The following is an 18,766-nucleotide window of genomic DNA, read 5'->3' as shown; positions in this document are numbered from 1 at the left end:
ATTATCGGACGCCGCGCGAACGTCGGCGTTACACGCGGCTTCGCCTGTCGCCGCCCTGCGCAAGGCCGAGCTCGCCGCGCGCCTGCCGCAGCACCGACGCGCCGCCGCTGACCGCCAGCGCGCCCATCACCGCGGCCACCGCGAGATCGGGCCATGCGGTGCCGGTGCCGAAGACGCCCAGCGCGGCGATCATCACCGCGACATTGCCGATCGCGTCGTTGCGCGAGCACAGCCAGACGCTGCGCATGTTGGCGTCGCCTTCGCGAAAGGCGTAGAGCAGCACGGCGACGCCCAGATTCACCGCCAGCGCCACGGTGCCGATCACGCCCATGGTCAGCGGTTCGGGCGGCACGCCATGCATCACCGACCAGATCGTCCGCCCCGCCACGAAGAGGCCGAAGAGCAGCATGGTGCCGCCCTTGAGCACGGCCGCGCGGGCGCGCCATGCGAGGCCGGCCGACAACACCGCGAGCGTCACGCCGTAGTTCGCGGCATCGCCGAAGAAGTCGATCGCGTCGGCCAGCAGCGAGACCGAGCCGGAGCGGAAACCGCCGCCGATCTCGATCGCGAACATGGCGGCGTTGAGCGCCAGCGCGATCCACAGCACGCGGCGGTAGCGTGGCGTGTCGGCGGCCGACAGGTGTTCGTGGTCATGACAACCGTCGTGATGGCAATTTGCAGACATGGTTTCTCCGGAGCTGCCACCATTGGAAACGTTGAAGCCACTCGAAGGTCAAGCCATGTCAGTCGCAAAGCCGCCCGCCGCGCAGGGTTACCGCATCGGCGAGGCCGCCGCCCGCAGCGGCGTGACCGCGGCCAACATCCGCTATTACGAGAGGGAAGCGCTGATCGCGCCGCAGGCCCGCGGCGACAACAGCTACCGGCTCTACACCGATGCCGACGTGCACCGGCTGCGCTTCATTCGCCTCTGCCGCGCGATGGACATGTCGCTCGACGAAGTGCGCACGCTGCTCGGGCTCGACCTGCGCCGCAAGGCCGACTGCGATGCGGCCTGCGTGGCGCTCGACGCCCATCTGGGCCATGTGCGCGAGCGGCTGCGCGAGCTGCGCTCGCTCGAGAAGGACCTGATCGCGCTGCGCGACTGCTGCGACGGCACCGACGCGCATTGCCACATCATCGAGACGCTGCACGCGCGCGCCGACCGGCAGCCGCTCGCAGGCGCGCCGCGCACGCGAGCCGCGCGCCACGTGTGAGCCCGGTCCGCGTCGCTCAGCGGCCGAGTGCGGCCGGCAGCGCGATGCGGCGATCGCTCATCACCTCGCGCAGCAGCACGGGATCGTCGGTGATGATGCCGTCCACGCCCCAGTCCATCAGCCGCTCCATGTCGGCGCGGCGGTCGACCGTCCAGGGCAGTACCTGCAAGCCGAGCACATGGGCTTCCTGCACGAGCGGTGCGCTGAGGTCGTTGAACGACGGCGACCAGACCACCATGCCCTTGCCGTCGCCGGCGGCCTTTCGGACCAGCTTCGGCGGCGAGCCTGCGTCCTCGAGCCGCAGGCCCGCGGTCCAGCGGCTGTCCTGCACGGTTCGCGCGCTCGTGAGGTAGGCGCGCGGCAATTGCGGCGCCCATTGGCCGACCAGCGCGAGCGTGCGCCAGTCGAAGCTCTGGATCGTCACGCGCGATGCCACGCCCGCCCTGTCGATCTCGGCCAGCAGGGCGCGCACCATCGGCTCCGGCGCCGCAGTCAAATCGGGCTGTGTGGGATCGACCTTGGTCTCGATGTTGAAGCGGACCTGGTTCGCGCCGAGCTGATGCATGCGCTCGAACAGCGCGGCCAGCGTCGGAATGCGTTCGCCGTCGTGCGGCACCTGATGGGGGAAGGGCTTGCCGTAGCTGCTCGCGGGATCGATGCGGCCGACGTCGTAGGTCTGCAGCTGTGCCAGCGTGAGCGCATGGATCGGCGGCCCTTTGCCCTTGAGGAAGGCGCCGGTCGCATCGCGCGTGTGGTCGGGGTTGAGCGCCATGTCGTGCGAGATCACGACCACGCCGTCGGCCGTGAGGCCGATGTCGAGTTCGAGCGTGGTGACGCCGATGCCGACCGCGTTGGAGAACGCGGTCAGCGTGTTCTCGGGTGCGAGCGCGCGGCCGCCGCGGTGCGCTTCCAGATCGAGCCGGTAGGGCGCGTCGCGCCCCGAGGCCGCACAGCCTGCGAGCAGCGATGCAGCCATCAGCCAGGGCGCGCAGCGTGCCGCGCCGCGGCGCAGGGCTGCGCGGGAAAGAAAATCCTTCATCGGGTCTCCGGGGTCATTTGAGCTGGACCGTGATGCCGTCGTCCTGCACCGTGATGTCGCCGATCTCGTAGGTCTTGCGGCCCACGGTGAGTTCCTGCGCGGTGAAGGTGCGCAGGGCCTGGTCGCGCAACAGTTCCTGGGCGACGACCGTGCCGATCTGCTGCAGCCGCTCGGCGTCGCGCCCTGTCACGCCCTGCAGTTCGAAGCGCTCGGCCTGCGGATGGTCGAGCCGCAGCGCGCGGGTGGCCGGGTCGTAGCGCAGCGCGCTGCTGACCGTGACGATGCCTTCCACCGGCGACGGCCGTAGCAAGGGGCTCTCGATGGACAGCGCCGCGGTGATCGCCGCGCGGTTGCTGCGCGCGTCGAGCCCGAGTTGCGGATCGCGCAGGCCGACGGTGAAGATCTCGGCATAGCGCCGCTGCACCGGAAAGTGCCTGGCGATCTGGGCTTGCAGCTCCTGCCGGGTGGCGGTGTACTCGCTGGTGAAGAAATTGAAGCCGGCCAGCGCCGCGAACGGCGCCGGCAGCGCGGCAGCGCCCAGCAGCGTGCGCAGCACAAGGCGTCGGGACGGAAGGGGAAGGGGAGAGCGGTTGCGCATACCGGTCGGAGCTTGCCATGGCCGGCGGGTTCCCCTTGCCTGCCGATCCACGCGTCAGCTTTTCAGCGTGGCCTTCAGGGTGATCTCCGGCACGCTCGCGAGCGCCTTCGACAGCGGACATCCGGCCTTGGCGCCGGCCGCGAGCTGCTGGAATTTCGCCTCGTCGAGCCCCGGCACTGCGGCCTCGAGTTCGAGCTGGATGCGGTCGATCTTGAAGCCCGCGCCGTCCTTGGCCAGGCGCACGGCGGCCTTGGTGTCGATCGACGTCGCCGTGAGCCCGGCGCCTTCGAGCGCGAAGGCAAAGGCCATGGTCAGGCATCCGGCATGGGCCGCGCCGAGGATTTCCTCGGGGTTGGTGCCGCGCTGGTCGTCCTCGAAACGGCTGGCGAAGCCATAGGGCGCGTCTTTCAATGCGCCGGTCTCGGTGCTGATGCGGCCCTTGCCGGTCTTGCCGGCGCCTTCCCAGTGAACGCTTGCGTGCTTGTCTGCTGCCATGGGATCTCCTTGGGGGTGGGTGAAGAATCTGCTCTTGTACGGCAGATCGGCCGCCGCGTCTGTCGGCCGGCGGCGCGAGCTCGACCGTGCGGCGGAGTCGCCGACGCGACGCGCTCGGGGCTTCCCCGATGCGAAGCCGCAGCGCGCCGTCGTAGGCTCCCACACCGTTTGGAGATTCCATGGACCGCCCGCATTACAAGTTCTGGCCCCAGCGCCTTCCGCGCTCGATCACCGTGCCGGCGACCTCGCTGTGGCACAACATGGCCACCGCGGCCGCGCGCTATCCGGACAAAGCCGCGCTGGTCTTCTTCGGCCGCGAGATCAGCTACCGCGAGTTCGCCGCGCAAGCCGAGCGCCTGGCCGGCACGCTGCATGCGCTCGGCGTGAGGCGCGGCGACCGCGTGCTGCTCGACATGCAGAACTGCCCGCAGCTGGTGATCGCGCATTTCGCGATCCTGCGCGCCAATGCGGTGGTGGTGCCGGTCAATCCGATGAACCGGGCCGAAGAGCTCAAGCACTACATCACCGACCCGGACGCGAAGGTGGCGATCACCACCGGCGACCTCGCGCCGGAGCTGGCCCGGGCCAGCAACGCGCTGGCGTCGAAGGATCGGCTCGCGCACCTGATCGTGACGCAGTTCACCGACGCCTTCGATCCCGAAGTCACCGGTGACGAGGCGCCCGCGCCGGCCTGGCGCGACTGGCTGCTGACGCGCCATCCGCTGCCCGCGCTGGACGGCGGCGAGGCGATGGCATGGACCGACGCGCTCGATGCCGGGCATGCACCGCCCGAGCATGTCGTCGGCGCCGACGACATGGCGCTCCTGCCCTACACCAGCGGCACCACCGGCCTGCCCAAGGGATGCGTCCACAACCATTCGAGCCTGATGCACAACGCCTGCGCCGGCCAGCTCTGGGGCCTGGGTTCGTCCGAAGCGGTGGTGCTGGCCGTGGTGCCGATGTTCCACATCACGGGCGTGGTGAGCATGATGCACACCGCGATCCTGGTCGCCGGCACGCTGATCATCATGCCGCGCTGGGACCGCGAGGTGGCGGGGCGCCTGATCTCGCGCCGCAAGGTCACGAGCTGGACCAACATCCCGACCATGGTCATCGACCTGATGGGCAGCCCCAACTTCGCCAGCTTCGACCTGAGCAGCCTGAGCTACATCGGCGGCGGCGGCGCCGCGATGCCGCAGGCCGTGGCGCAGCGCCTGCTGGAGCAGTACGGCCTCAAGTACCAGGAAGGCTACGGCCTCACCGAGACCGCGGCGCCCTCGCATTCCAATCCGTTCGAGCATCCCAAGCAGCAATGCCTGGGCATTCCCTACATGAGCACCGATGCGCGCGTGGTCGACCCCGAGACGCTCGCCGAGATGCCGATCGGCGAATCGGGCGAGATCATCATCCACGGGCCCGAGGTGTTCCAGGGTTACTGGAAGCGGCCCGATGCGACGGCCGCGGCTTTCATCGAGTTCGAGGGCAGGCGCTTCTTCCGATCCGGCGACATGGGCCGCATGGACGAGGACGGTTACTTCTTCATGACCGATCGCCTCAAACGCATGATCAACGCGAGCGGCTTCAAGGTCTGGCCGGCCGAGGTCGAGCTGCTGATGTTCCGCCATCCTGCGATCCAGGAGGCCTGCGTGATCTCCATGAAGGACGCCTACCGCGGCGAATCGGTCAAGGCCGTGGTGGTGCTGCGCGCGACGCACAAGGACACCACCGCGCAAGAGATCATCGACTGGTGCCGCGAGAACATGGCGGTCTACAAGATCCCGCGTGTGGTGCAGTTCGTCGATGCGCTGCCCAAGAGCGGCAGCGGCAAGGTGATGTGGCGCTTGTTGCAGGAGGCGGAGAACGCGGCCGGCTGAGCGTGCCGTGCTCATCGAGCGTGAGCGTCCTCCGACAATGCGGTGCGACGACGTGGCGCAGCACGATGCGGTCTGGTGCGATCGCGGCCTGCTACATCCCCATGTCGTAGAAGAATTCCTCGCGCACGATCTTTCCGCCGCTGACCGTGTAGAGCGCGACCTCGTCCATCTTCATCCGCTGCCCCGACGGCTTGTTCGTGACATCGAACTGGAAGCCGACCACGAAGCGGTCGTCGTGCGGCCATGGTCCCGTGACAGAGGCGGAATGCACCTCGTGATTGGCAAACCACCAGTCGCCCTTGGCCTTCACGGCCGCGATGCCCTTTGCCTCGCGTTGCTGCCCCGGTGGGGCGCCGGCCTCGACGCTGACCACGTCGGGCGAGAACAGCGTGTCGCGCGCTTCGGCGTTCTTTCCCTGCCTGCACAACTCGACCAGTTTCCGTGCAATCTCCATCGTTGTCATCGGGTCCCCTTTCGGTTTGAAAAGCGGCGTGGTGCCGCGGGTCGAAGTCTATGCCTCGGGACCCGCCTTCGCACGCACGTCCGCCACGACCCGCGCGTAGCGCTGAAAGCTCCAGTAGGCGCTGGCCCAGTCCATCAGCACGACGATGCGATTGCGGAATCCGATCAGGAAATAGGCGTGCGCGAACAGCCAGAACAGCCACGCGATCCGTCCTGAAAAACGCAGCGGTCCGAGCGGCGTGCCGAGGTCCACGACGGCCGAGTTGCGGCCGATGGTCGCGAGATTGCCGTAGTCGCGGTAGCGAAAAGGCTCGGTCGCCTTTCCCGCAAGCCGGCGCAGGATGTTGGCCGCCGCGGCACGGCCCATCTGCTTGGCGCCGGGCGACACGCCCGGCACGGGTGTCGGCTCCTTGCCGCGGCGGTGGCTGAATGCCGCCGCCAGATCGCCGACCACGCTGATGTCCGGATGGCCGGGCAGGCTCAGATCGGGCAGCACCTTGACGCGCCCGGCCCGGTCGACCTCGGCGCCCGTCGCCTCGCCCAGCAGGCGGCCGAGCGGCGAGGCGGCGACGCCGGCTGCCCAGATCACGCAGTGGCAATCGATCCGGTGGCTGCCCTTGCCGGCGCCGCCATCGCTGAAGGGCGATTCGACCTGCAGGCCGGTGGCATCGATGTCCGTCACCTTCGCATTGAGGCGCACCTGCACGCCGAGGCGCTGCAGCTGCTCCATCGCGCGCTGGCTCAGCGATGGCGGCATGGCCTGCAGCACGCGCGGACCGCCTTCGATCAACAGCACTTCGGCGCTGCCCGGATCGATGCGGCGGAATTCACCCTTCAGCGTGTGGCGCGCGATCTCGGCCAAGGTGCCGGCCATCTCGACGCCGGTGGGGCCGGCGCCGATCACGGCGAAGGTCAGGAGCGCGCGCTGGCGCGCCGGGTCGGTCTCGATCTCGGCCGCCTCGAAGCTCATCAGCACGCGGCGGCGGATCTCGAAGGCGTCGGCCAGCGTCTTGAGCCCCGGTGCCAGGCAGGCCCAGCCATCGTTGCCGAAGTAACTGTGTGTGGCGCCCGCGGCCACGATCAGGTGGTCCCAGCCCAGCCGCGTGCCGTCGGCCAGATGCACCTCGTGCGCGAGCGGATCGATGCGCGTCACCTCGCCGAGCAGCGTGGTGACGTTGGGCTGGCGGCGGAACAGCAGGCGCACCGGCGCGGCGATCGACGGCGCGGCCAGGCCGGCGGTCGCCACCTGGTAGAGCAGGGGCTGGAACAGGTGGTGGTTGGTCTTGTCGACGATGGTGATGTCGACGGCCGCGCCCTGCAGCTTGCGCGCCGCTTCCAGCCCGCCGAAGCCGCAGCCGACGATGACGACGCGGGGGCGGCCGGAGGTGGTGGTCATGCTCATGCGCGGGATGATACGCAGGCCTCTGGCAGGCGGCGAAAGCTTGTGTCACAGTGGTCGGTTTCGGCTGCCTGGCTGCTTCGAATCCAGGTTTGCGGCGCGCGTTTGTCCTACGGCGTTCGCCGGTGTGAATCGGCTAAAAAACCATCCAACACAAGAAAAGCGGGAATCCCATGAATATCACCCGGCCGGCTTCGTCCGCCGCGGACGACCTGCGCGAGCGATTTCGCGCGGTGCGCGCCGAAAGCCTGGCGCTGACCGCGTCGCTGTCGGCGGAGGACCAGTGCATCCAGTCCATGCCGGACGCCAGTCCGAGCAAGTGGCACCTGGCGCACACGACCTGGTTCTTCGAGACGGTGCTGCTGCAGCCGCATGCGGCGGGCTATCGCGTGTTCGATCCGCGTTTTCACTTTCTCTTCAACTCCTACTACGAGGCGCTGGGCCCGCGCCATCCGCGGCCGCAGCGGGGCCTGCTGACGCGCCCTTCGCTGGACGAGGTGCATGCCTATCGCCGCCATGTCGATGAAGCCGTGCTGGCGTTGCTCGAGACGGATGCCGAATGCGACCGGCCGGCGATCGAGGCGATCGTCACGCTCGGGCTGCATCACGAGCAGCAGCACCAGGAACTGATCGTCACCGACATCCTGCATGCGCTGTCGTGCAATCCCTTGCTGTCTGCGTACCGCGCCGCACCTGGCCCGGCGCTGCGGCTGGCGACGACGCCGGCCGCGATGCAGTGGCTGGCGCGGCCCGGTGGCATGGTCGAGATCGGCCATCGGGGTCCGGGCTTCGCGTTCGACAACGAGACGCCGCGCCATGCGGCGCTGGTGCAGCCGCATGCGATCGCCGACCGGCTCGTCAATGGCGGCGAGTTCGCGCAGTTCATCGCCGATGGCGGCTACCAGCGGCCCGAGCTCTGGCTCTCCGACGGCTGGGCGGTCGTGCAGGCGCAGGGCTGGCGCTCGCCCGCCTACTGGCTGGCACCGGACGACCCCCGTCTCTCGCACCAGGGGCCGGCGGCGGGCTGGCAGGTCTTCGGCCTGCACGGCGTGCGGCCGATGGCGCCCGAGGCGCCGGTGGCGCAGCTGAGCTTCTACGAGGCCGCGGCCTATGCCGAGTGGGCCGGTGCGCGGCTGCCGACCGAATTCGAATGGGAGGCCGCGCACGATGCACCCGGCATCACGCAGATGAGCGGCCATGTGTGGCAATGGACGCGTTCGTCGTACGACCCTTACCCGGGCTTTCGCCCGCTCGCGGGCATCGCGGCGGAATACAACGGCAAGTTCATGGTCGGCCAGCTCGTGCTGCGCGGCGGCAGCGTCGCCACGCCCGCGGGCCACACGCGGCCGAGCTATCGCAATTTCTTCCCGCCGGCGGCGCGCTGGCAGTTCTCGGGGCTGCGGCTCGCCAAGGATCTCTGATGGGCAACACTGCATTCAACCTCCATGCCTTTCGCACCGCGCAGCGCGCCGCGCCGCTGTCGGACTTCGGCCGCGAGCTGTACGCGGGCCTGAGCCTCGGCGCGCGCAGCATCTCGCCCAAGTTCTTCTACGACGTCGCGGGCTCGGCGCTGTTCGATCGCATCTGCGATCTGCCCGAGTACTACCCGACGCGCACCGAGCTGCGCATCCTCACCGAGTGCGCGCCCGAGATCGCGGCCCAGATCGGGCCCGATGCCGAGATCATCGAATTCGGCGCCGGCTCGCTCACCAAGGTGCGGCTGCTGCTCGATGCGCTCGAAACGCCCAGGCGCTACGTGCCGATCGACATCTCCGGCGAACATCTCGAAGCGGCCGCCGAGCGCCTGCGCGCCGACTACCCGCGGCTCGCGGTGCAGCCCGTGGTGGCCGACTACACCATGCCGCTGGTGCTGCCGGCGCGCGGCGAGGTCCTGGGGCAGCGGGTCGGCTTCTTTCCGGGCTCGACGCTCGGCAATTTCAGCCCCGACGAAGCGCTGGCCTTCCTGCAGCTCGCGCACCGCCTGTTGCGCGGCGGCGGGCTGCTGCTGGGCGTCGATCTGGTCAAGGACCCGGCGCTGCTGCATGCCGCCTACAACGATGCAGAGGGCGTGACGGCGGCCTTCAATCTCAACCTGCTGCGCCGCGCCAATGCCGAGCTCGACACCGACTTCGATCTGGCCGGCTTCACGCATGCGGCGTTCTACAACTCGCCGCTGCGGCGCGTCGAGATGCACCTCGTGAGCCGCCGCGCGCAGACCGTCACGCTCGACGGCCAGCGCTTCGCCTTCGACGAGGGCGAGACGATCCACACCGAGAACTCGCACAAGTTCACCGTCGAAGGCCTGCGCGCGCTCGCCGTCAGGGCAGGCTTTCGGCCGGCCGCGGTGTGGACCGATCCCGAGCGCTTGTTCAGCGTGCACTGGCTGCAGGCGCCCGCGGCACAATGAGGGGACTGCCCGCGATCGGCGGGCATGGAGAAACCGGATGAAAGCAACCTGGAACGGCGCCACCATCGCCGAGAGCGACGACACCGTGCTCGTCGAAGGCAATCACTACTTTCCCGAGAGTGCGCTCAATCGCGACTACGTGACCTTCAGCAACCACAAGACCACCTGCCCGTGGAAGGGCACGGCCAGCTACTACTCGCTGCTGGTCGACGGCGAGCTCAACACCGACGCCGCCTGGTACTACGCCGATCCCAAGCCCGAAGCCGAGATGGTCAAGGACCGCGTGGCCTTCTGGAAGGGCGTGAAGGTGACGCAATGAGCGTTTCATGAGCGGGGCCTTCAGCCCTCCGTTCACGCCGCCCGATCGACTGGTTCCGACCCTGCAGCAGGATGGCTATGCCGTCCTGAGCCCGCAAGGCGTGGCCGAGTGGCTGGGCTCGCCGCTGGCCGAGCTCGATGCGCTGCATGCCGACTGGGACCATCTGCCGCTCGACGAATACCTCAAGGACGGCGGCCACTACCGCACCCGGCGCCATGCCTGCTTCACGGTCGACGATGCCGCGGTGCAGCAGGTGCCGCACCGTGCGCACTGGCAGCCGGTCGAATACAACGCCTTGCATGGCGGCATGCAGCGCTGGTTCGCGCCGATGGAGGCGAACACCGTCGCGCAGCCCGTCTGGCGCCACCTGATGCTGGCGCTGTGCGATGCCGCGACCGGCCTGCGCGGTGCGCAGCGTTGGCACATCGAGGCGCACCAGTTCCGCATCGACACCGCCGACGGCATCGGCCGGCCCACGCCGGAAGGCGCGCACCGCGATGGCGTCGACCTGGTGGCGGTCGCGCTGGTCGGCCGGCACAACGTCAAGGGCGGCGAGACGCGCGTGTTCGAAGCGGCGGGCCGGCGCGGCGAGCGCTTCACCATGACCGAGCCGTGGACGCTGCTGCTGCTCGACGATGCACGCGTGATCCACGAATCGACGCCGATCCAGCCGCTCGCCGATGCCGAGCCGGGCTGGCGCGACACGCTGGTCCTGACCTGCCGCGCAGGTGGTTTTCAGGGCGGCTGACGGCCCCGGGGCGGGCCGTAGCCGTCCTACAGCCGTGCGGCCGCCTTGGATGTAAATTCGAGCCCCGGTTCGGCTGCGAGCCTTGCGAACAAATGAGGTCTGCCATGTTCAATCACATCCTGGTTCCGATCGACGGGTCCGAAACGTCCATGCTCGCGGTCAGCAAGGCCAGCGGACTGGCACTCGCCTTCGGCAGCCGCATCACGCTGATTCACGTGGTGGACAACTATCCCTTCATCGGTGTCGGCGCGGACTATGCGCTGGGGCAGAACGAATATCTCGCGGCCGCGACCAGCAGCGCCAATGCCGCACTGGCACGGGGTGTCGCGGCGCTGGCCGCCGAGGGGCTGCACAGCGACCAGCGCGTGATCGACGGCCACGTGGTGCACGAGGGCATCGTCGACACCGCCAACGCGATCGCAGCCGACCTGATCGTGATGGGTTCGCACGGGCGCACCGGCATCGAGAAACTGCTGCTCGGCAGCGTGACCCAGCGCGTGCTGCAGGATTCGCGCGTGCCGGTGCTGGTGGTCAAGGGCTAGCAGTTCGCTTCAGGCAAAGGGCACCAGGCTCTCGAAACGCAGCATCCGCCCGTCGGCCGGATGCGCGAACTCGAGCCATGTCGCGTGCAGCATCAGGCGCGGCGCGCGGCGCTGCGCCTCTTCGTCGCCATAGAGCGTGTCGCCGAGGATCGGATGGCCGATCGACAGCAGATGCACCCGCAGCTGATGGCTGCGCCCGGTCAGCGGCTCGAGCCACAGATGGCTGGCATGACGGTCGGCCAGCCGGTGCTTCACGCGCCATCGCGTCTGGCTCGGCTTGCCGCCCGCATCGACCTTTTGCAGCGGCCGGCGCGGCCAGTCGGCGGCCAGCGGTGCGTCGATCAGCGCCCACTCGCCGGTCACCGGCAACAGCCCATCGACGATGGCTTCGTAGCCCTTGCGCACATGCCGCTGTGCAAAGGCCTCACCCAGCGCGCGCTGCATCGCCGCGCCGCGCGCCATCAGCACCAGGCCGCTGGTCGCCATGTCGAGCCGGTGCACGATCCGTGCGTCGGGCCACTGCGCCAGGGCGCGCGCGCTGAGGCAATCCTGCTTGTCCTCGCCGCGGCCGGGCACGCACAGCAGGCCGGCGGGCTTGTCGAGCACCAGCAGATGGGGGTCTTCGTGGATCGCGTGCAGGGTTGTCATCCGGCGCTAAGTCTAGAAGGCCCGGCTCGGCTATCCTCGATCCGATGCCCGTTGCCGCCGTTTCGCCCGGTTCACCGAATTTTTCCGACCTGACGCGCGAGCGGCCCTTCATGCGGCTGTGGGTCGCACGGCTGTTCGGCACTGCGGCCAGCCAGATGCTGCTGGTCGTGATCGGCTGGCACATGTACGGGCTCACCGGCAGCGCATGGGATCTCGGCCTGGTCGGGCTCTACCAGTTCGTGCCGGCCTTGCTGCTGGCGCTGCTGGCGGGCCATGTGGTCGACCGCCATCACCGGGGCCGCATCCTCGCAGGCTGCTTCGCCGTGCAGGGCGCGGTGGCGCTGGTGCTGCTGATCTCTGTGCAGGCCGCGCACGATTCGCGCAACCTGCTGCTCGGGCTGTCGCTGGTGCTGGGCGCGGTTCGCGCCTTCCAGATGCCGGCACAGCAGGCGCTGACGCCGCTGCTCGTGCCGCCGCTCATGCTGCCGCGCGCGATGGCCTTCAGTTCGGCGGGCATGCAGGGCGCCATCATCGGCGGGCCGGCGCTCGGTGGCCTCCTGTTCGTGGCGGGCATGGGCGTGGTCTACGGTGCGAGCGTGCTGCTGTTCGTCATCGCGGCGGTGCTCGCGGCGCGGCTGCGCTATGTCTACACGCCCTTGCCGCGCGAACCGGTGACGATGTCGACCGTGCTGGCCGGCGTCGACTTCATCCGCAAGCACAAGCCGGTGCTCGGCGCCGTGTCGCTCGATCTCTTCGCGGTGCTGCTCGGCGGCGCGGTGGCATTGCTGCCGATCTACGCCCGGGACATCCTGCACACCGGGCCCTGGGGCCTGGGCCTGCTGCGCGGCGCGCCGGCGGTCGGTGCGCTCGCGATGTCGATCACGCTGACGCGCCGGCCGATCGAGCGCCGCGTCGGCCGTGCGCTGCTGATGGCGGTGGCGCTGTTCGGCCTGTGCATGGTGGTGTTCGGCGTTTCGCGCAACTTCGCGGTGTCGCTGGTCGCGCTGGCGGTCTCGGGCGGCGCGGACATGGTCAACGTGGTGATCCGCCAGACGCTGGTGCAGCTCGAAACGCCGGATGCCATGCGCGGTCGCGTGAGCGCGGTCAACTCGATCTTCATCGGTGCCAGCAACCAGCTTGGCGAGTTCGAATCGGGTTCGACGGCAGCGCTGCTCGGGCCCGTCGGCTCCGTGGTGCTGGGCGGCGTGGGCACGATGCTGGTGGCGCTCGCCTGGTTCCGGCTGTTTCCGGCGCTGGCACGGCGCGACCGGATCGACAGATCCTAGAACACCGCGTACGCGTACGGCACGTCGAGCCTGACGTCGCCGAGCGGCTCGGCCACGCAGGGCAGGATCCAGCCTTCGGCCTTCTCGTCGACGCTGATGCCGGGCCACTCGATCCGGTAGCGGACCTCGCCCTCCAGCAGCTTGCACAGGCAAGTGCGGCAGGTTCCGTTGCGGCACGAGCTGGGCAGCTCGATGCCCGCGGCATCGGCCGATTGCAGCAGCGTGCGACCGGTCTCGGTGTCGAAGCTGAAACCGCCGGGCTCGATGCGCGCCTTCATCGGGGCGCCCGGGCCGACGATTGCCTGCGCTGCTCGCGCAGCATGAAGAGGTAGAGGCTCTCGACCTTCTCGCGCGCCCAGGGCGTCTTGCGCAGAAACTTGAGGCTGGACGCGACGCTCGGATCGCTGGTGAAGCAGCGCAGCGGAATGCGTTCGCCCAGGTCCTGCCAGCCGTAGTGCGCGGCCAGTGCCGTCACGATCGCCTCCAGCGTGAGCCCGTGCAAGGGATTGCGGGGCTGTGGCGAAGGCGTTGCCGTGGGCTGCGCAGACGCGCTCATCACTTGTTCTTGAGTTTGCCGCGCGGAATGACTGCCGTCGTGATGGTGCGCACCGGTTCGATGCCGGCGCCCGGCGGCTTCGGCGGCGAGGTGTCCTTCTTCGGCTTCTTGGCTTCCTTGTTGCTGCGCTGCTGACTCTTGGCCATGATGATTCTCCGGATAGATGCGAATACAGCGGCCAGTTTACCGGCGCGGCGACAATACGGCCCTTTACCGCTCGTTCCCCTGCAGTCATGTCCGATTACGAAGTCCGCCCCGCCACGATGCACGATGCCAAAGCCATCGCCGAAGTCCACGCCGCAGCCGCCAGGGCCGCGTATGCCGGGATCCTGCCCGACGACCAGCTGCGCGCGCTGGCGCCGGCCACGCGCGAGGCCAAATGGCGCGAGGCGATCGAATTCAGCGAACCGCAGGTGCACGTGGCCGTGCTCGGCGACGAGGTCGTCGGCTTCGTCGGCTACGACCGCTCGCGCGATGCGAAGACGCCCTCGACCACCGGCGAGATCTGGGCCATCTACGTCAAGCCCGAACATTGGGGCAAGGGCGTGGGCGTGGCGCTGTGGGATGCCGCGCGCGACGGCCTCGAGGAGGAGGGCTGCACGCTGGTCACGGTCTGGGTGCCGCTGCGCAACGACCGCGCGATGCGCTTTCACGAACTCGCCGGCTTCAAGCGCGAGATGAAGACCGCCAAGACGACGGCGATCGGCGGCGTGAAGATCGAGGAGATCCGCCTCAAACGCGAAGTCTAGGCACACCCCCAGGCTTCGCGCACTTCGTGTCGCTTCGCCTTCCCCCTTGCAGGGGGCAACACCGGCGGCCCGGCCAAGCCGGATCCGCGGTGTTTCTGGTCCTGCTTGCAACGATTTTGGGACGATGAATCATGGCCGCCAGCCTGCTGCTCCTGCTCGACGACATCGCGTCGGTGCTCGACGATGTCTCGCTGCTCACCAAGGTCGCGGCGAAGAAGACGGCCGGCGTGCTGGGCGACGATCTGGCGCTGAATGCGCAGCAGGTGGCGGGCGTCAAGGCAGACCGCGAGCTGCCGGTCGTATGGGCCGTGTGCAAGGGCTCCTTCGTCAACAAGGCGATCCTGGTGCCCGCGGCGCTCTTGATCGGCACCTGGCTGCCCTGGCTGGTGACGCCGCTGCTGATGATCGGCGGTGCCTTCCTGTGCTTCGAGGGTTGCGAGAAGCTCGCGCACAGGTTCCTGCATGGCAGCGAGGATGCGGCAGACCCTGCGCGCCACGCGCGGGCCCCGGCGGACGAGGCCATCGACGTCGTCGCGGCCGAGAAGGAAAAGGTCAAGGGCGCCGTGCGCACCGACTTCATCCTTTCCGCGGAGATCATCGCGATCACGCTGGGCACGGTGCAGGGGCAGCCCTTCCTGACCCAGCTCATCGTGCTGGTCGGCATCGCGGTCGTCATGACCGTGGGCGTCTATGGACTGGTCGCCGGGATCGTGAAGCTCGACGACGCCGGGCTCTACCTGAGCCGGCGCGACGGCGCGGCCGCGCGCGTGCTCGGCCGCGGCCTGCTGGGGATGGCGCCCTGGCTCATGAAGGCGCTCTCCATCGCCGGCACGGTCGCGATGTTCCTGGTCGGCGGCGGCATCCTGGTGCATGGCGTGCCGGCGCTCGGCCATGCGATCGACGCGTGGACCGCGAAGGCAGGCGGCCCGTGGGGCGGCCTGGGCTCGATGGGGGCCCATGCGGGCATCGGCATCGTGGCCGGCGCCGTGGTGCTGGCGGCGGTCGAGTGGGTGAAGAAGCTGCGCGCGAAGCAGCGCGGCGCGGCCGTCTAGGCGTTCGCCCGCGTCAGGATCTCCCGGACCCGGTGCGCTGCAGCAGGTCGACCACGACCAGCGCAATGCCCAGCACCAGCGCAAACCAGCCGACCAGATAGGCGCCGCCGACCATCTCCTGCCAGGAGGGCGACGACAGGAAGCGCGGCGCGAGCAATACCGCCGCGCCGATGAGGATGCACAGGATGCCGCGCTCAAGCATGCGCGGCGTTCTGGAGGGTCTGGAAGCCATGGCCCGAGTTTACGGGCCGGCCCGTGGCTTTCGGTTCAAATAGCGTTCCAGCGGCCGTCCGTCCCTGCATCGGGCGGCCATCGAAACCCTCGCCAGACCGCACGCCATGGAATCTGCTGCACGCCATCCCGTCCTCGCCCGTTCGCTGCGCGCCGTCGCGCCCCTGTTGCTCGCGGTCGCCGCATCCGGCGCGGGCGCGCAGCAGGACACGGACCGTTTTCCGGCCGCTGCGATGGGCTTCCTGGGGCAGGAACTTCCCGCGATGGAAACGGCCATCACGGAGCGCGATCGGGACTACTTCGAGAATGCGATGGGCCGCATGCTGGACTTCTCGAACAGCTGGGGCTTCAAGTCGCAGGACAACCCGGCGCTGACGCGCTATCCCATGTGCACCGAAGCCGTGTCCGATTTTCTGGTGGTGGGGATGTGCCGCATCATGACGACCAGCGACACCTGCGAGCCCGGGCTGGCGGCGCGCTTCAACGCCAACCTGCAGAAATGCCGCGAACTGGCCGCGCGCCAGCAGTGAGGCTGCGCACGCTTCACCCGGACCGAATGGAGATCGATGATGGAACAGCAGACCCTTCGAATGGCCATTGATCGGCATTGGGCTGCATCCGCTGCAGGCGACCAGGTCGTCGAGCATGAGATCTATCACGACGATGCCGTGTGCGCGTACCCGCAATCGGGCGAGCTCATCCGCGGCCGCCACAACCTGCAGGCGCTTCGCAGCCATCATCCTGGCAAGCCATCGGGGTTCGTGGTCCGGCGCATCACGGGAGAAGGCCATCTCTGGGTCACCGAGTACGTGATCGACTACGAGGGCCAGAGCGTTTGCACCGTGAGCATCATGGAGTTCCGGGATGGAAAGGTGTCGCGCGAGACGCAATACTTTGCCGATCCCTTCGACGCCCCCGCCTGGCGCGCTCAGTGGGTCGAGCGGGGAGGGTGATCGATGGCGTATGCCGATGGCATGCGGCTGATGTCCGCCGTTGCGCGGAAAGTCGGCCTCGGCAAAGGGGCCATTCAAATGCATCAAGGGCGGTCGACCGCTCAAACTCATGGATGCCATCTCCGGCCTTCAGAATGTGTGAGGCCACAGACCTCAATCCAGATCGAGGCCGGTCAGCCGAATCAGTTCGGCCCATTTGCCGACCTCGCTTCGGATGAATGCGTCATAGCGCTCGGGAGATGAGCTCACGACATCAATGCCGATACTTGATTCCTCCGCGCGCATGGCGCCGTTCATCGCTATGTACGCCGCATCGTGCAATGCGCCGACCCGCGATGCAGGCGTTCCCCGTGGCACGGACAGCCCGGCCCATGCAGTGGCCTCGAAGCCGGGGAACCCGCACTCGCTGACGGTGGGGACTGTGTCGAGGACCGCAATGCGCTGGAGACTGCTCACGGCGAGTGCGCGCACGCGTTGCCGCCGGATCCATGGCAGTGCCTGGTCGGGATTGGTGAACATGAGGGGCGCACGGCCGCTCAACAACTCGTTGAAGGCGGGCGCCCCTCCCTGGTAGGGCACGTGGACCATGTCGATGTTCGCGCGTTGCTTGAGCATTTCCATGGCGAGATGCCCCGACGATCCGTTCCCCGCACTCGCGTACGACAGCCGGCCCGGATGCGCACGCGCTTCGGTGACGAGTGCGGCCAGGCTTCGGGCCTGCAGCGAGGGATGCACGACAAGCACGTTCGTGGTGGCTGCGACCTGCGTGACATGGACGAAGTCGGTGCGGATGTCGATGGCGCGTTCCGGGTGGAGCGCTTGACGGACGGCATCGCCGGACGACGACAGAAGCACCGTGTTTCCGTCGGGTGCCGCGCGTGCGACGAATGCCGCGGCAATGGCGCCGCCCGCGCCGGGCCGGTTCTCGACGATCACCGGCCGCCCGAGGGCCGGCTGCATGTCCCGGGCCAGTCGACGTGCGAGCAGGTCCGAAGAGCCGCCCGGCGGTGCGGCGACGACGAGGCGGACGATGCCCGTGCCGCCTGCCCAGGCGTTCGGCGCCCGCACTGCGCCCGTTGTGACAAGGCCCAGCAGTGTGACGACCGCTGCGCGGCGCCGCAGCCCATCCTGCCGGCGAATGTGCGTTGGGCCTAGGATCGGGGCCGTCGCATCCAACCTCTGATTTCGAATCAATTCCATGCGAGAGACAGCCTCGGTTCTTCTCAATCGAATACTTGCGCGCGGCAAATTCCGCCACATCCAGGTCCTGCTCAAGGTCGCGGAGTTGGGCAGCGTCCAGCGCGCCGCCGAGCAGATCGGGATGGCGCAGCCCAGCGTAACGCAAACCCTCGCCGGCTTGGAAAGCCTGTTGCAGACGACGCTGTTCGAACGACATGCGCGCGGTGTCCGCCCGACCCCGGCCTGCCTCGACCTGCTTCCGGTCGCGCGCCAGTTGATGCAGGGCGCCGCGGAAGGCGCGGAGATCGTCTTCGCGCGACAGGACGAAGGGGCGAGCGTCGTCCGGGTCGTGGCGTCGGCCTCGGCGATGAACGGGATTCTGTTGAACACGCTGCCGGCGCTCTGCCGCGCATCGCCGGCGATCAGGATCCAGATCCGCGAGGCCGAAGGCGACGATCTCCTGCTGGCCATGACGCGGGGTGAGGTCGACGTCGTGGTCTGTCGGCGGCCCGCCGTGCTTCCTGACGGCTGGTCGTTCATGCCCGTGCAGGACGACCGGCTGGCCGTGATCTGCGCAGCAAGCCACCGCCTGGCGGCGATGCGCCGCGTCACGTGGCGCATCGCATGGCGTGAACGATGGTTGCTGTCGCCTGCGGGTTCGATCGCGCGGCAGGTGTTCGACGGCTTATGCGAACAGGCGCCCGCGGACGTCAGCACCCATCCGGTCGTCACGCGCAGCCACACGCTGATCCGCCGGCTGCTCGACGAGGAAGGGTTGCTGGGTTTCGTGCCCTGGAGCTTCGTGCGCGACCTGCTGGACGCTGGTGCGATAACGGAGTTGCCGCTGCCTGGTGTGCCGCCGATGCCCGGGCTCGGCGTGCTCGCGCGGCACGGGGAATCGCGCGACTCCGCCTTGCGCATGCTTCGCTTCTTGGCCGCCATCCCGACCACCAGCCATAGGCAATTCGAATAGCTCGCTTCAATTTCCGATTTGTCACCTGTCTGCGGATCTCGA

25 protein-coding genes are annotated in these 18,766 nt (G+C 68.6%); 13 read left to right on the top strand and 12 right to left on the bottom strand.

The window, feature by feature from the left end:
* Positions 1-28 precede the first annotated feature (28 nt).
* Entirely contained in the window at positions 29-685 is a 657-nt protein-coding gene (locus E5P2_RS17055; RefSeq protein WP_162568303.1) for a cation transporter, read from the bottom strand.
* A gap of 55 nt (positions 686-740) precedes the next feature.
* Here E5P2_RS17055 and E5P2_RS17050 point away from each other — a divergent pair, with 55 nt between their 5' ends.
* Positions 741-1,214, top strand: coding sequence for a Cd(II)/Pb(II)-responsive transcriptional regulator (locus E5P2_RS17050; RefSeq protein ID WP_162568302.1), 474 nt, complete (start codon positions 741-743; stop codon positions 1,212-1,214).
* A 16-nt stretch (positions 1,215-1,230) separates the two neighbouring features.
* Here E5P2_RS17050 and E5P2_RS17045 read toward each other — a convergent pair whose 3' ends face one another.
* From E5P2_RS17045 to E5P2_RS17035, 3 genes are all read right to left on the bottom strand, one after another.
* The gene (locus tag E5P2_RS17045; protein ID WP_162568301.1) at positions 1,231-2,253 is read right to left on the bottom strand and encodes a glycerophosphodiester phosphodiesterase; all 1,023 of its coding nucleotides are present in this window, start codon (positions 2,251-2,253) and stop codon (positions 1,231-1,233) included.
* Between the two features lie 13 nt (positions 2,254-2,266).
* Positions 2,267-2,809 (bottom strand): DUF1439 domain-containing protein, encoded by a 543-nt coding sequence (locus E5P2_RS17040; protein WP_232080730.1) that lies wholly within the window; start codon positions 2,807-2,809, stop codon positions 2,267-2,269.
* A 96-nt stretch (positions 2,810-2,905) separates the two neighbouring features.
* A complete protein-coding gene (locus E5P2_RS17035; protein WP_162568299.1) occupies positions 2,906-3,346 on the bottom strand; it encodes an OsmC family protein in 441 nt (146 codons plus the stop codon).
* Positions 3,347-3,525: 179 nt separating this feature from the next.
* Here E5P2_RS17035 and E5P2_RS17030 point away from each other — a divergent pair, with 179 nt between their 5' ends.
* The gene (locus E5P2_RS17030) at positions 3,526-5,220 is read left to right on the top strand and encodes a long-chain fatty acid--CoA ligase (protein ID WP_162568298.1); all 1,695 of its coding nucleotides are present in this window, start codon (positions 3,526-3,528) and stop codon (positions 5,218-5,220) included.
* Between the two features lie 91 nt (positions 5,221-5,311).
* Here E5P2_RS17030 and E5P2_RS17025 read toward each other — a convergent pair whose 3' ends face one another.
* Together E5P2_RS17025 and E5P2_RS17020 are read right to left on the bottom strand one after the other, a co-directional pair.
* Complete coding sequence (locus E5P2_RS17025) at positions 5,312-5,683, bottom strand: nuclear transport factor 2 family protein (RefSeq protein ID WP_162568297.1); 372 nt, start codon at positions 5,681-5,683, stop codon at positions 5,312-5,314.
* A gap of 48 nt (positions 5,684-5,731) precedes the next feature.
* Entirely contained in the window at positions 5,732-7,078 is a 1,347-nt protein-coding gene (locus E5P2_RS17020) for an NAD(P)/FAD-dependent oxidoreductase (RefSeq protein WP_443083556.1), read from the bottom strand.
* A gap of 176 nt (positions 7,079-7,254) precedes the next feature.
* Between E5P2_RS17020 and egtB the strand changes: the two genes are divergently transcribed.
* The 5 genes from egtB to E5P2_RS16995 all read left to right on the top strand — a co-directional run bounded on the left by egtB (position 7,255) and on the right by E5P2_RS16995 (position 11,097).
* Positions 7,255-8,502, top strand: coding sequence for an ergothioneine biosynthesis protein EgtB (egtB, locus tag E5P2_RS17015; RefSeq protein ID WP_162568295.1), 1,248 nt, complete (start codon positions 7,255-7,257; stop codon positions 8,500-8,502).
* Complete coding sequence (gene egtD, locus E5P2_RS17010; RefSeq protein ID WP_162568294.1) at positions 8,502-9,488, top strand: L-histidine N(alpha)-methyltransferase; 987 nt, start codon at positions 8,502-8,504, stop codon at positions 9,486-9,488. The genes egtB and egtD overlap by 1 nt, the downstream gene beginning before the upstream one ends.
* Positions 9,489-9,525: 37 nt before the next feature.
* A complete protein-coding gene (locus E5P2_RS17005) occupies positions 9,526-9,807 on the top strand; it encodes a DUF427 domain-containing protein (RefSeq protein WP_162568293.1) in 282 nt (93 codons plus the stop codon).
* A gap of 7 nt (positions 9,808-9,814) precedes the next feature.
* A complete protein-coding gene (locus tag E5P2_RS17000; RefSeq protein ID WP_162568292.1) occupies positions 9,815-10,555 on the top strand; it encodes a 2OG-Fe dioxygenase family protein in 741 nt (246 codons plus the stop codon).
* A 104-nt stretch (positions 10,556-10,659) separates the two neighbouring features.
* Complete coding sequence (locus tag E5P2_RS16995) at positions 10,660-11,097, top strand: universal stress protein (RefSeq protein WP_162568291.1); 438 nt, start codon at positions 10,660-10,662, stop codon at positions 11,095-11,097.
* A gap of 9 nt (positions 11,098-11,106) precedes the next feature.
* On the opposite strand, the gene E5P2_RS16990 is transcribed toward E5P2_RS16995, so the two are convergent.
* Positions 11,107-11,745, bottom strand: a complete 639-nt coding sequence (locus E5P2_RS16990) for an RluA family pseudouridine synthase (RefSeq protein ID WP_162568290.1) — start codon at positions 11,743-11,745, stop codon at positions 11,107-11,109.
* 44 nt (positions 11,746-11,789) lie between these two features.
* On the opposite strand from E5P2_RS16990, the gene E5P2_RS16985 reads away from it, so the two are divergent.
* The gene (locus E5P2_RS16985) at positions 11,790-13,031 is read left to right on the top strand and encodes an MFS transporter (protein ID WP_269475685.1); all 1,242 of its coding nucleotides are present in this window, start codon (positions 11,790-11,792) and stop codon (positions 13,029-13,031) included.
* On the opposite strand, the gene E5P2_RS16980 is transcribed toward E5P2_RS16985, so the two are convergent.
* From E5P2_RS16980 to E5P2_RS16970, 3 genes are read right to left on the bottom strand one after another with little or no spacing between them, the layout of a single operon-like run.
* Positions 13,028-13,309, bottom strand: a complete 282-nt coding sequence (locus E5P2_RS16980) for a 2Fe-2S iron-sulfur cluster-binding protein (RefSeq protein WP_162568289.1) — start codon at positions 13,307-13,309, stop codon at positions 13,028-13,030. The genes E5P2_RS16985 and E5P2_RS16980 overlap by 4 nt on opposite strands.
* Positions 13,306-13,587, bottom strand: a complete 282-nt coding sequence (locus tag E5P2_RS16975) for a VF530 family DNA-binding protein (RefSeq protein WP_162568288.1) — start codon at positions 13,585-13,587, stop codon at positions 13,306-13,308. The genes E5P2_RS16980 and E5P2_RS16975 overlap by 4 nt, the downstream gene beginning before the upstream one ends.
* The gene (locus tag E5P2_RS16970; protein WP_174259880.1) at positions 13,587-13,733 is read right to left on the bottom strand and encodes a hypothetical protein; all 147 of its coding nucleotides are present in this window, start codon (positions 13,731-13,733) and stop codon (positions 13,587-13,589) included. Before E5P2_RS16970 ends, E5P2_RS16975 begins: the two co-directional genes overlap by 1 nt.
* A gap of 87 nt (positions 13,734-13,820) precedes the next feature.
* Between E5P2_RS16970 and E5P2_RS16965 the strand changes: the two genes are divergently transcribed.
* Together E5P2_RS16965 and E5P2_RS16960 are read left to right on the top strand one after the other, a co-directional pair.
* Positions 13,821-14,336 (top strand): GNAT family N-acetyltransferase, encoded by a 516-nt coding sequence (locus tag E5P2_RS16965; protein WP_162568287.1) that lies wholly within the window; start codon positions 13,821-13,823, stop codon positions 14,334-14,336.
* A gap of 131 nt (positions 14,337-14,467) precedes the next feature.
* Complete coding sequence (locus E5P2_RS16960; protein WP_162568286.1) at positions 14,468-15,388, top strand: DUF808 domain-containing protein; 921 nt, start codon at positions 14,468-14,470, stop codon at positions 15,386-15,388.
* A 13-nt stretch (positions 15,389-15,401) separates the two neighbouring features.
* Here E5P2_RS16960 and E5P2_RS16955 read toward each other — a convergent pair whose 3' ends face one another.
* Positions 15,402-15,590: a hypothetical protein gene (locus E5P2_RS16955; protein ID WP_232080729.1), complete on the bottom strand. Its 189-nt coding sequence runs from the start codon at positions 15,588-15,590 to the stop codon at positions 15,402-15,404.
* A 136-nt stretch (positions 15,591-15,726) separates the two neighbouring features.
* On the opposite strand from E5P2_RS16955, the gene E5P2_RS16950 reads away from it, so the two are divergent.
* Positions 15,727-16,149 (top strand): hypothetical protein, encoded by a 423-nt coding sequence (locus E5P2_RS16950; RefSeq protein WP_162568284.1) that lies wholly within the window; start codon positions 15,727-15,729, stop codon positions 16,147-16,149.
* A gap of 39 nt (positions 16,150-16,188) precedes the next feature.
* Positions 16,189-16,572, top strand: coding sequence for a nuclear transport factor 2 family protein (locus tag E5P2_RS16945; protein WP_162568283.1), 384 nt, complete (start codon positions 16,189-16,191; stop codon positions 16,570-16,572).
* Between the two features lie 153 nt (positions 16,573-16,725).
* Here E5P2_RS16945 and E5P2_RS16940 read toward each other — a convergent pair whose 3' ends face one another.
* Entirely contained in the window at positions 16,726-17,772 is a 1,047-nt protein-coding gene (locus tag E5P2_RS16940) for a tripartite tricarboxylate transporter substrate-binding protein (protein ID WP_162568282.1), read from the bottom strand.
* On the opposite strand from E5P2_RS16940, the gene E5P2_RS16935 reads away from it, so the two are divergent.
* Positions 17,771-18,724, top strand: coding sequence for a LysR family transcriptional regulator (locus tag E5P2_RS16935; protein WP_162568281.1), 954 nt, complete (start codon positions 17,771-17,773; stop codon positions 18,722-18,724). The genes E5P2_RS16940 and E5P2_RS16935 overlap by 2 nt on opposite strands.
* Positions 18,725-18,766: the final 42 nt, after the last annotated feature.

The organism is Variovorax sp. SRS16 (assembly GCF_901827165.1).
Taxonomy (GTDB): domain Bacteria; phylum Pseudomonadota; class Gammaproteobacteria; order Burkholderiales; family Burkholderiaceae_C; genus Variovorax.
This window is presented reverse-complemented; position numbering and strand designations above follow the sequence as displayed.

What these genes read in the sequence shown, in the direction of transcription:
- E5P2_RS17055 (WP_162568303.1), bottom strand. Translation starts at nt 685, where the DNA reads ATGTCTGCAAATTGCCATCACGACGGTTGTCATGACCACGAACACCTG.
- E5P2_RS17050 (WP_162568302.1), top strand. Translation starts at nt 741, where the DNA reads ATGTCAGTCGCAAAGCCGCCCGCCGCGCAGGGTTACCGCATCGGCGAG.
- E5P2_RS17045 (WP_162568301.1), bottom strand. Translation starts at nt 2,253, where the DNA reads ATGAAGGATTTTCTTTCCCGCGCAGCCCTGCGCCGCGGCGCGGCACGC.
- E5P2_RS17035 (WP_162568299.1), bottom strand. Translation starts at nt 3,346, where the DNA reads ATGGCAGCAGACAAGCACGCAAGCGTTCACTGGGAAGGCGCCGGCAAG.
- E5P2_RS17030 (WP_162568298.1), top strand. Translation starts at nt 3,526, where the DNA reads ATGGACCGCCCGCATTACAAGTTCTGGCCCCAGCGCCTTCCGCGCTCG.
- E5P2_RS17025 (WP_162568297.1), bottom strand. Translation starts at nt 5,683, where the DNA reads ATGACAACGATGGAGATTGCACGGAAACTGGTCGAGTTGTGCAGGCAG.
- E5P2_RS17020 (WP_443083556.1), bottom strand. Translation starts at nt 7,078, where the DNA reads ATGACCACCACCTCCGGCCGCCCCCGCGTCGTCATCGTCGGCTGCGGC.
- egtB (WP_162568295.1), top strand. Translation starts at nt 7,255, where the DNA reads ATGAATATCACCCGGCCGGCTTCGTCCGCCGCGGACGACCTGCGCGAG.
- egtD (WP_162568294.1), top strand. Translation starts at nt 8,502, where the DNA reads ATGGGCAACACTGCATTCAACCTCCATGCCTTTCGCACCGCGCAGCGC.
- E5P2_RS17005 (WP_162568293.1), top strand. Translation starts at nt 9,526, where the DNA reads ATGAAAGCAACCTGGAACGGCGCCACCATCGCCGAGAGCGACGACACC.
- E5P2_RS17000 (WP_162568292.1), top strand. Translation starts at nt 9,815, where the DNA reads ATGAGCGGGGCCTTCAGCCCTCCGTTCACGCCGCCCGATCGACTGGTT.
- E5P2_RS16995 (WP_162568291.1), top strand. Translation starts at nt 10,660, where the DNA reads ATGTTCAATCACATCCTGGTTCCGATCGACGGGTCCGAAACGTCCATG.
- E5P2_RS16990 (WP_162568290.1), bottom strand. Translation starts at nt 11,745, where the DNA reads ATGACAACCCTGCACGCGATCCACGAAGACCCCCATCTGCTGGTGCTC.
- E5P2_RS16985 (WP_269475685.1), top strand. Translation starts at nt 11,790, where the DNA reads ATGCCCGTTGCCGCCGTTTCGCCCGGTTCACCGAATTTTTCCGACCTG.
- E5P2_RS16980 (WP_162568289.1), bottom strand. Translation starts at nt 13,309, where the DNA reads ATGAAGGCGCGCATCGAGCCCGGCGGTTTCAGCTTCGACACCGAGACC.
- E5P2_RS16975 (WP_162568288.1), bottom strand. Translation starts at nt 13,587, where the DNA reads ATGAGCGCGTCTGCGCAGCCCACGGCAACGCCTTCGCCACAGCCCCGC.
- E5P2_RS16970 (WP_174259880.1), bottom strand. Translation starts at nt 13,733, where the DNA reads ATGGCCAAGAGTCAGCAGCGCAGCAACAAGGAAGCCAAGAAGCCGAAG.
- E5P2_RS16965 (WP_162568287.1), top strand. Translation starts at nt 13,821, where the DNA reads ATGTCCGATTACGAAGTCCGCCCCGCCACGATGCACGATGCCAAAGCC.
- E5P2_RS16960 (WP_162568286.1), top strand. Translation starts at nt 14,468, where the DNA reads ATGGCCGCCAGCCTGCTGCTCCTGCTCGACGACATCGCGTCGGTGCTC.
- E5P2_RS16955 (WP_232080729.1), bottom strand. Translation starts at nt 15,590, where the DNA reads ATGCTTGAGCGCGGCATCCTGTGCATCCTCATCGGCGCGGCGGTATTG.
- E5P2_RS16950 (WP_162568284.1), top strand. Translation starts at nt 15,727, where the DNA reads ATGGAATCTGCTGCACGCCATCCCGTCCTCGCCCGTTCGCTGCGCGCC.
- E5P2_RS16945 (WP_162568283.1), top strand. Translation starts at nt 16,189, where the DNA reads ATGGAACAGCAGACCCTTCGAATGGCCATTGATCGGCATTGGGCTGCA.
- E5P2_RS16935 (WP_162568281.1), top strand. Translation starts at nt 17,771, where the DNA reads ATGCGAGAGACAGCCTCGGTTCTTCTCAATCGAATACTTGCGCGCGGC.
- E5P2_RS16940 (WP_162568282.1), bottom strand. Translation starts at nt 17,772, where the DNA reads ATGGAATTGATTCGAAATCAGAGGTTGGATGCGACGGCCCCGATCCTA.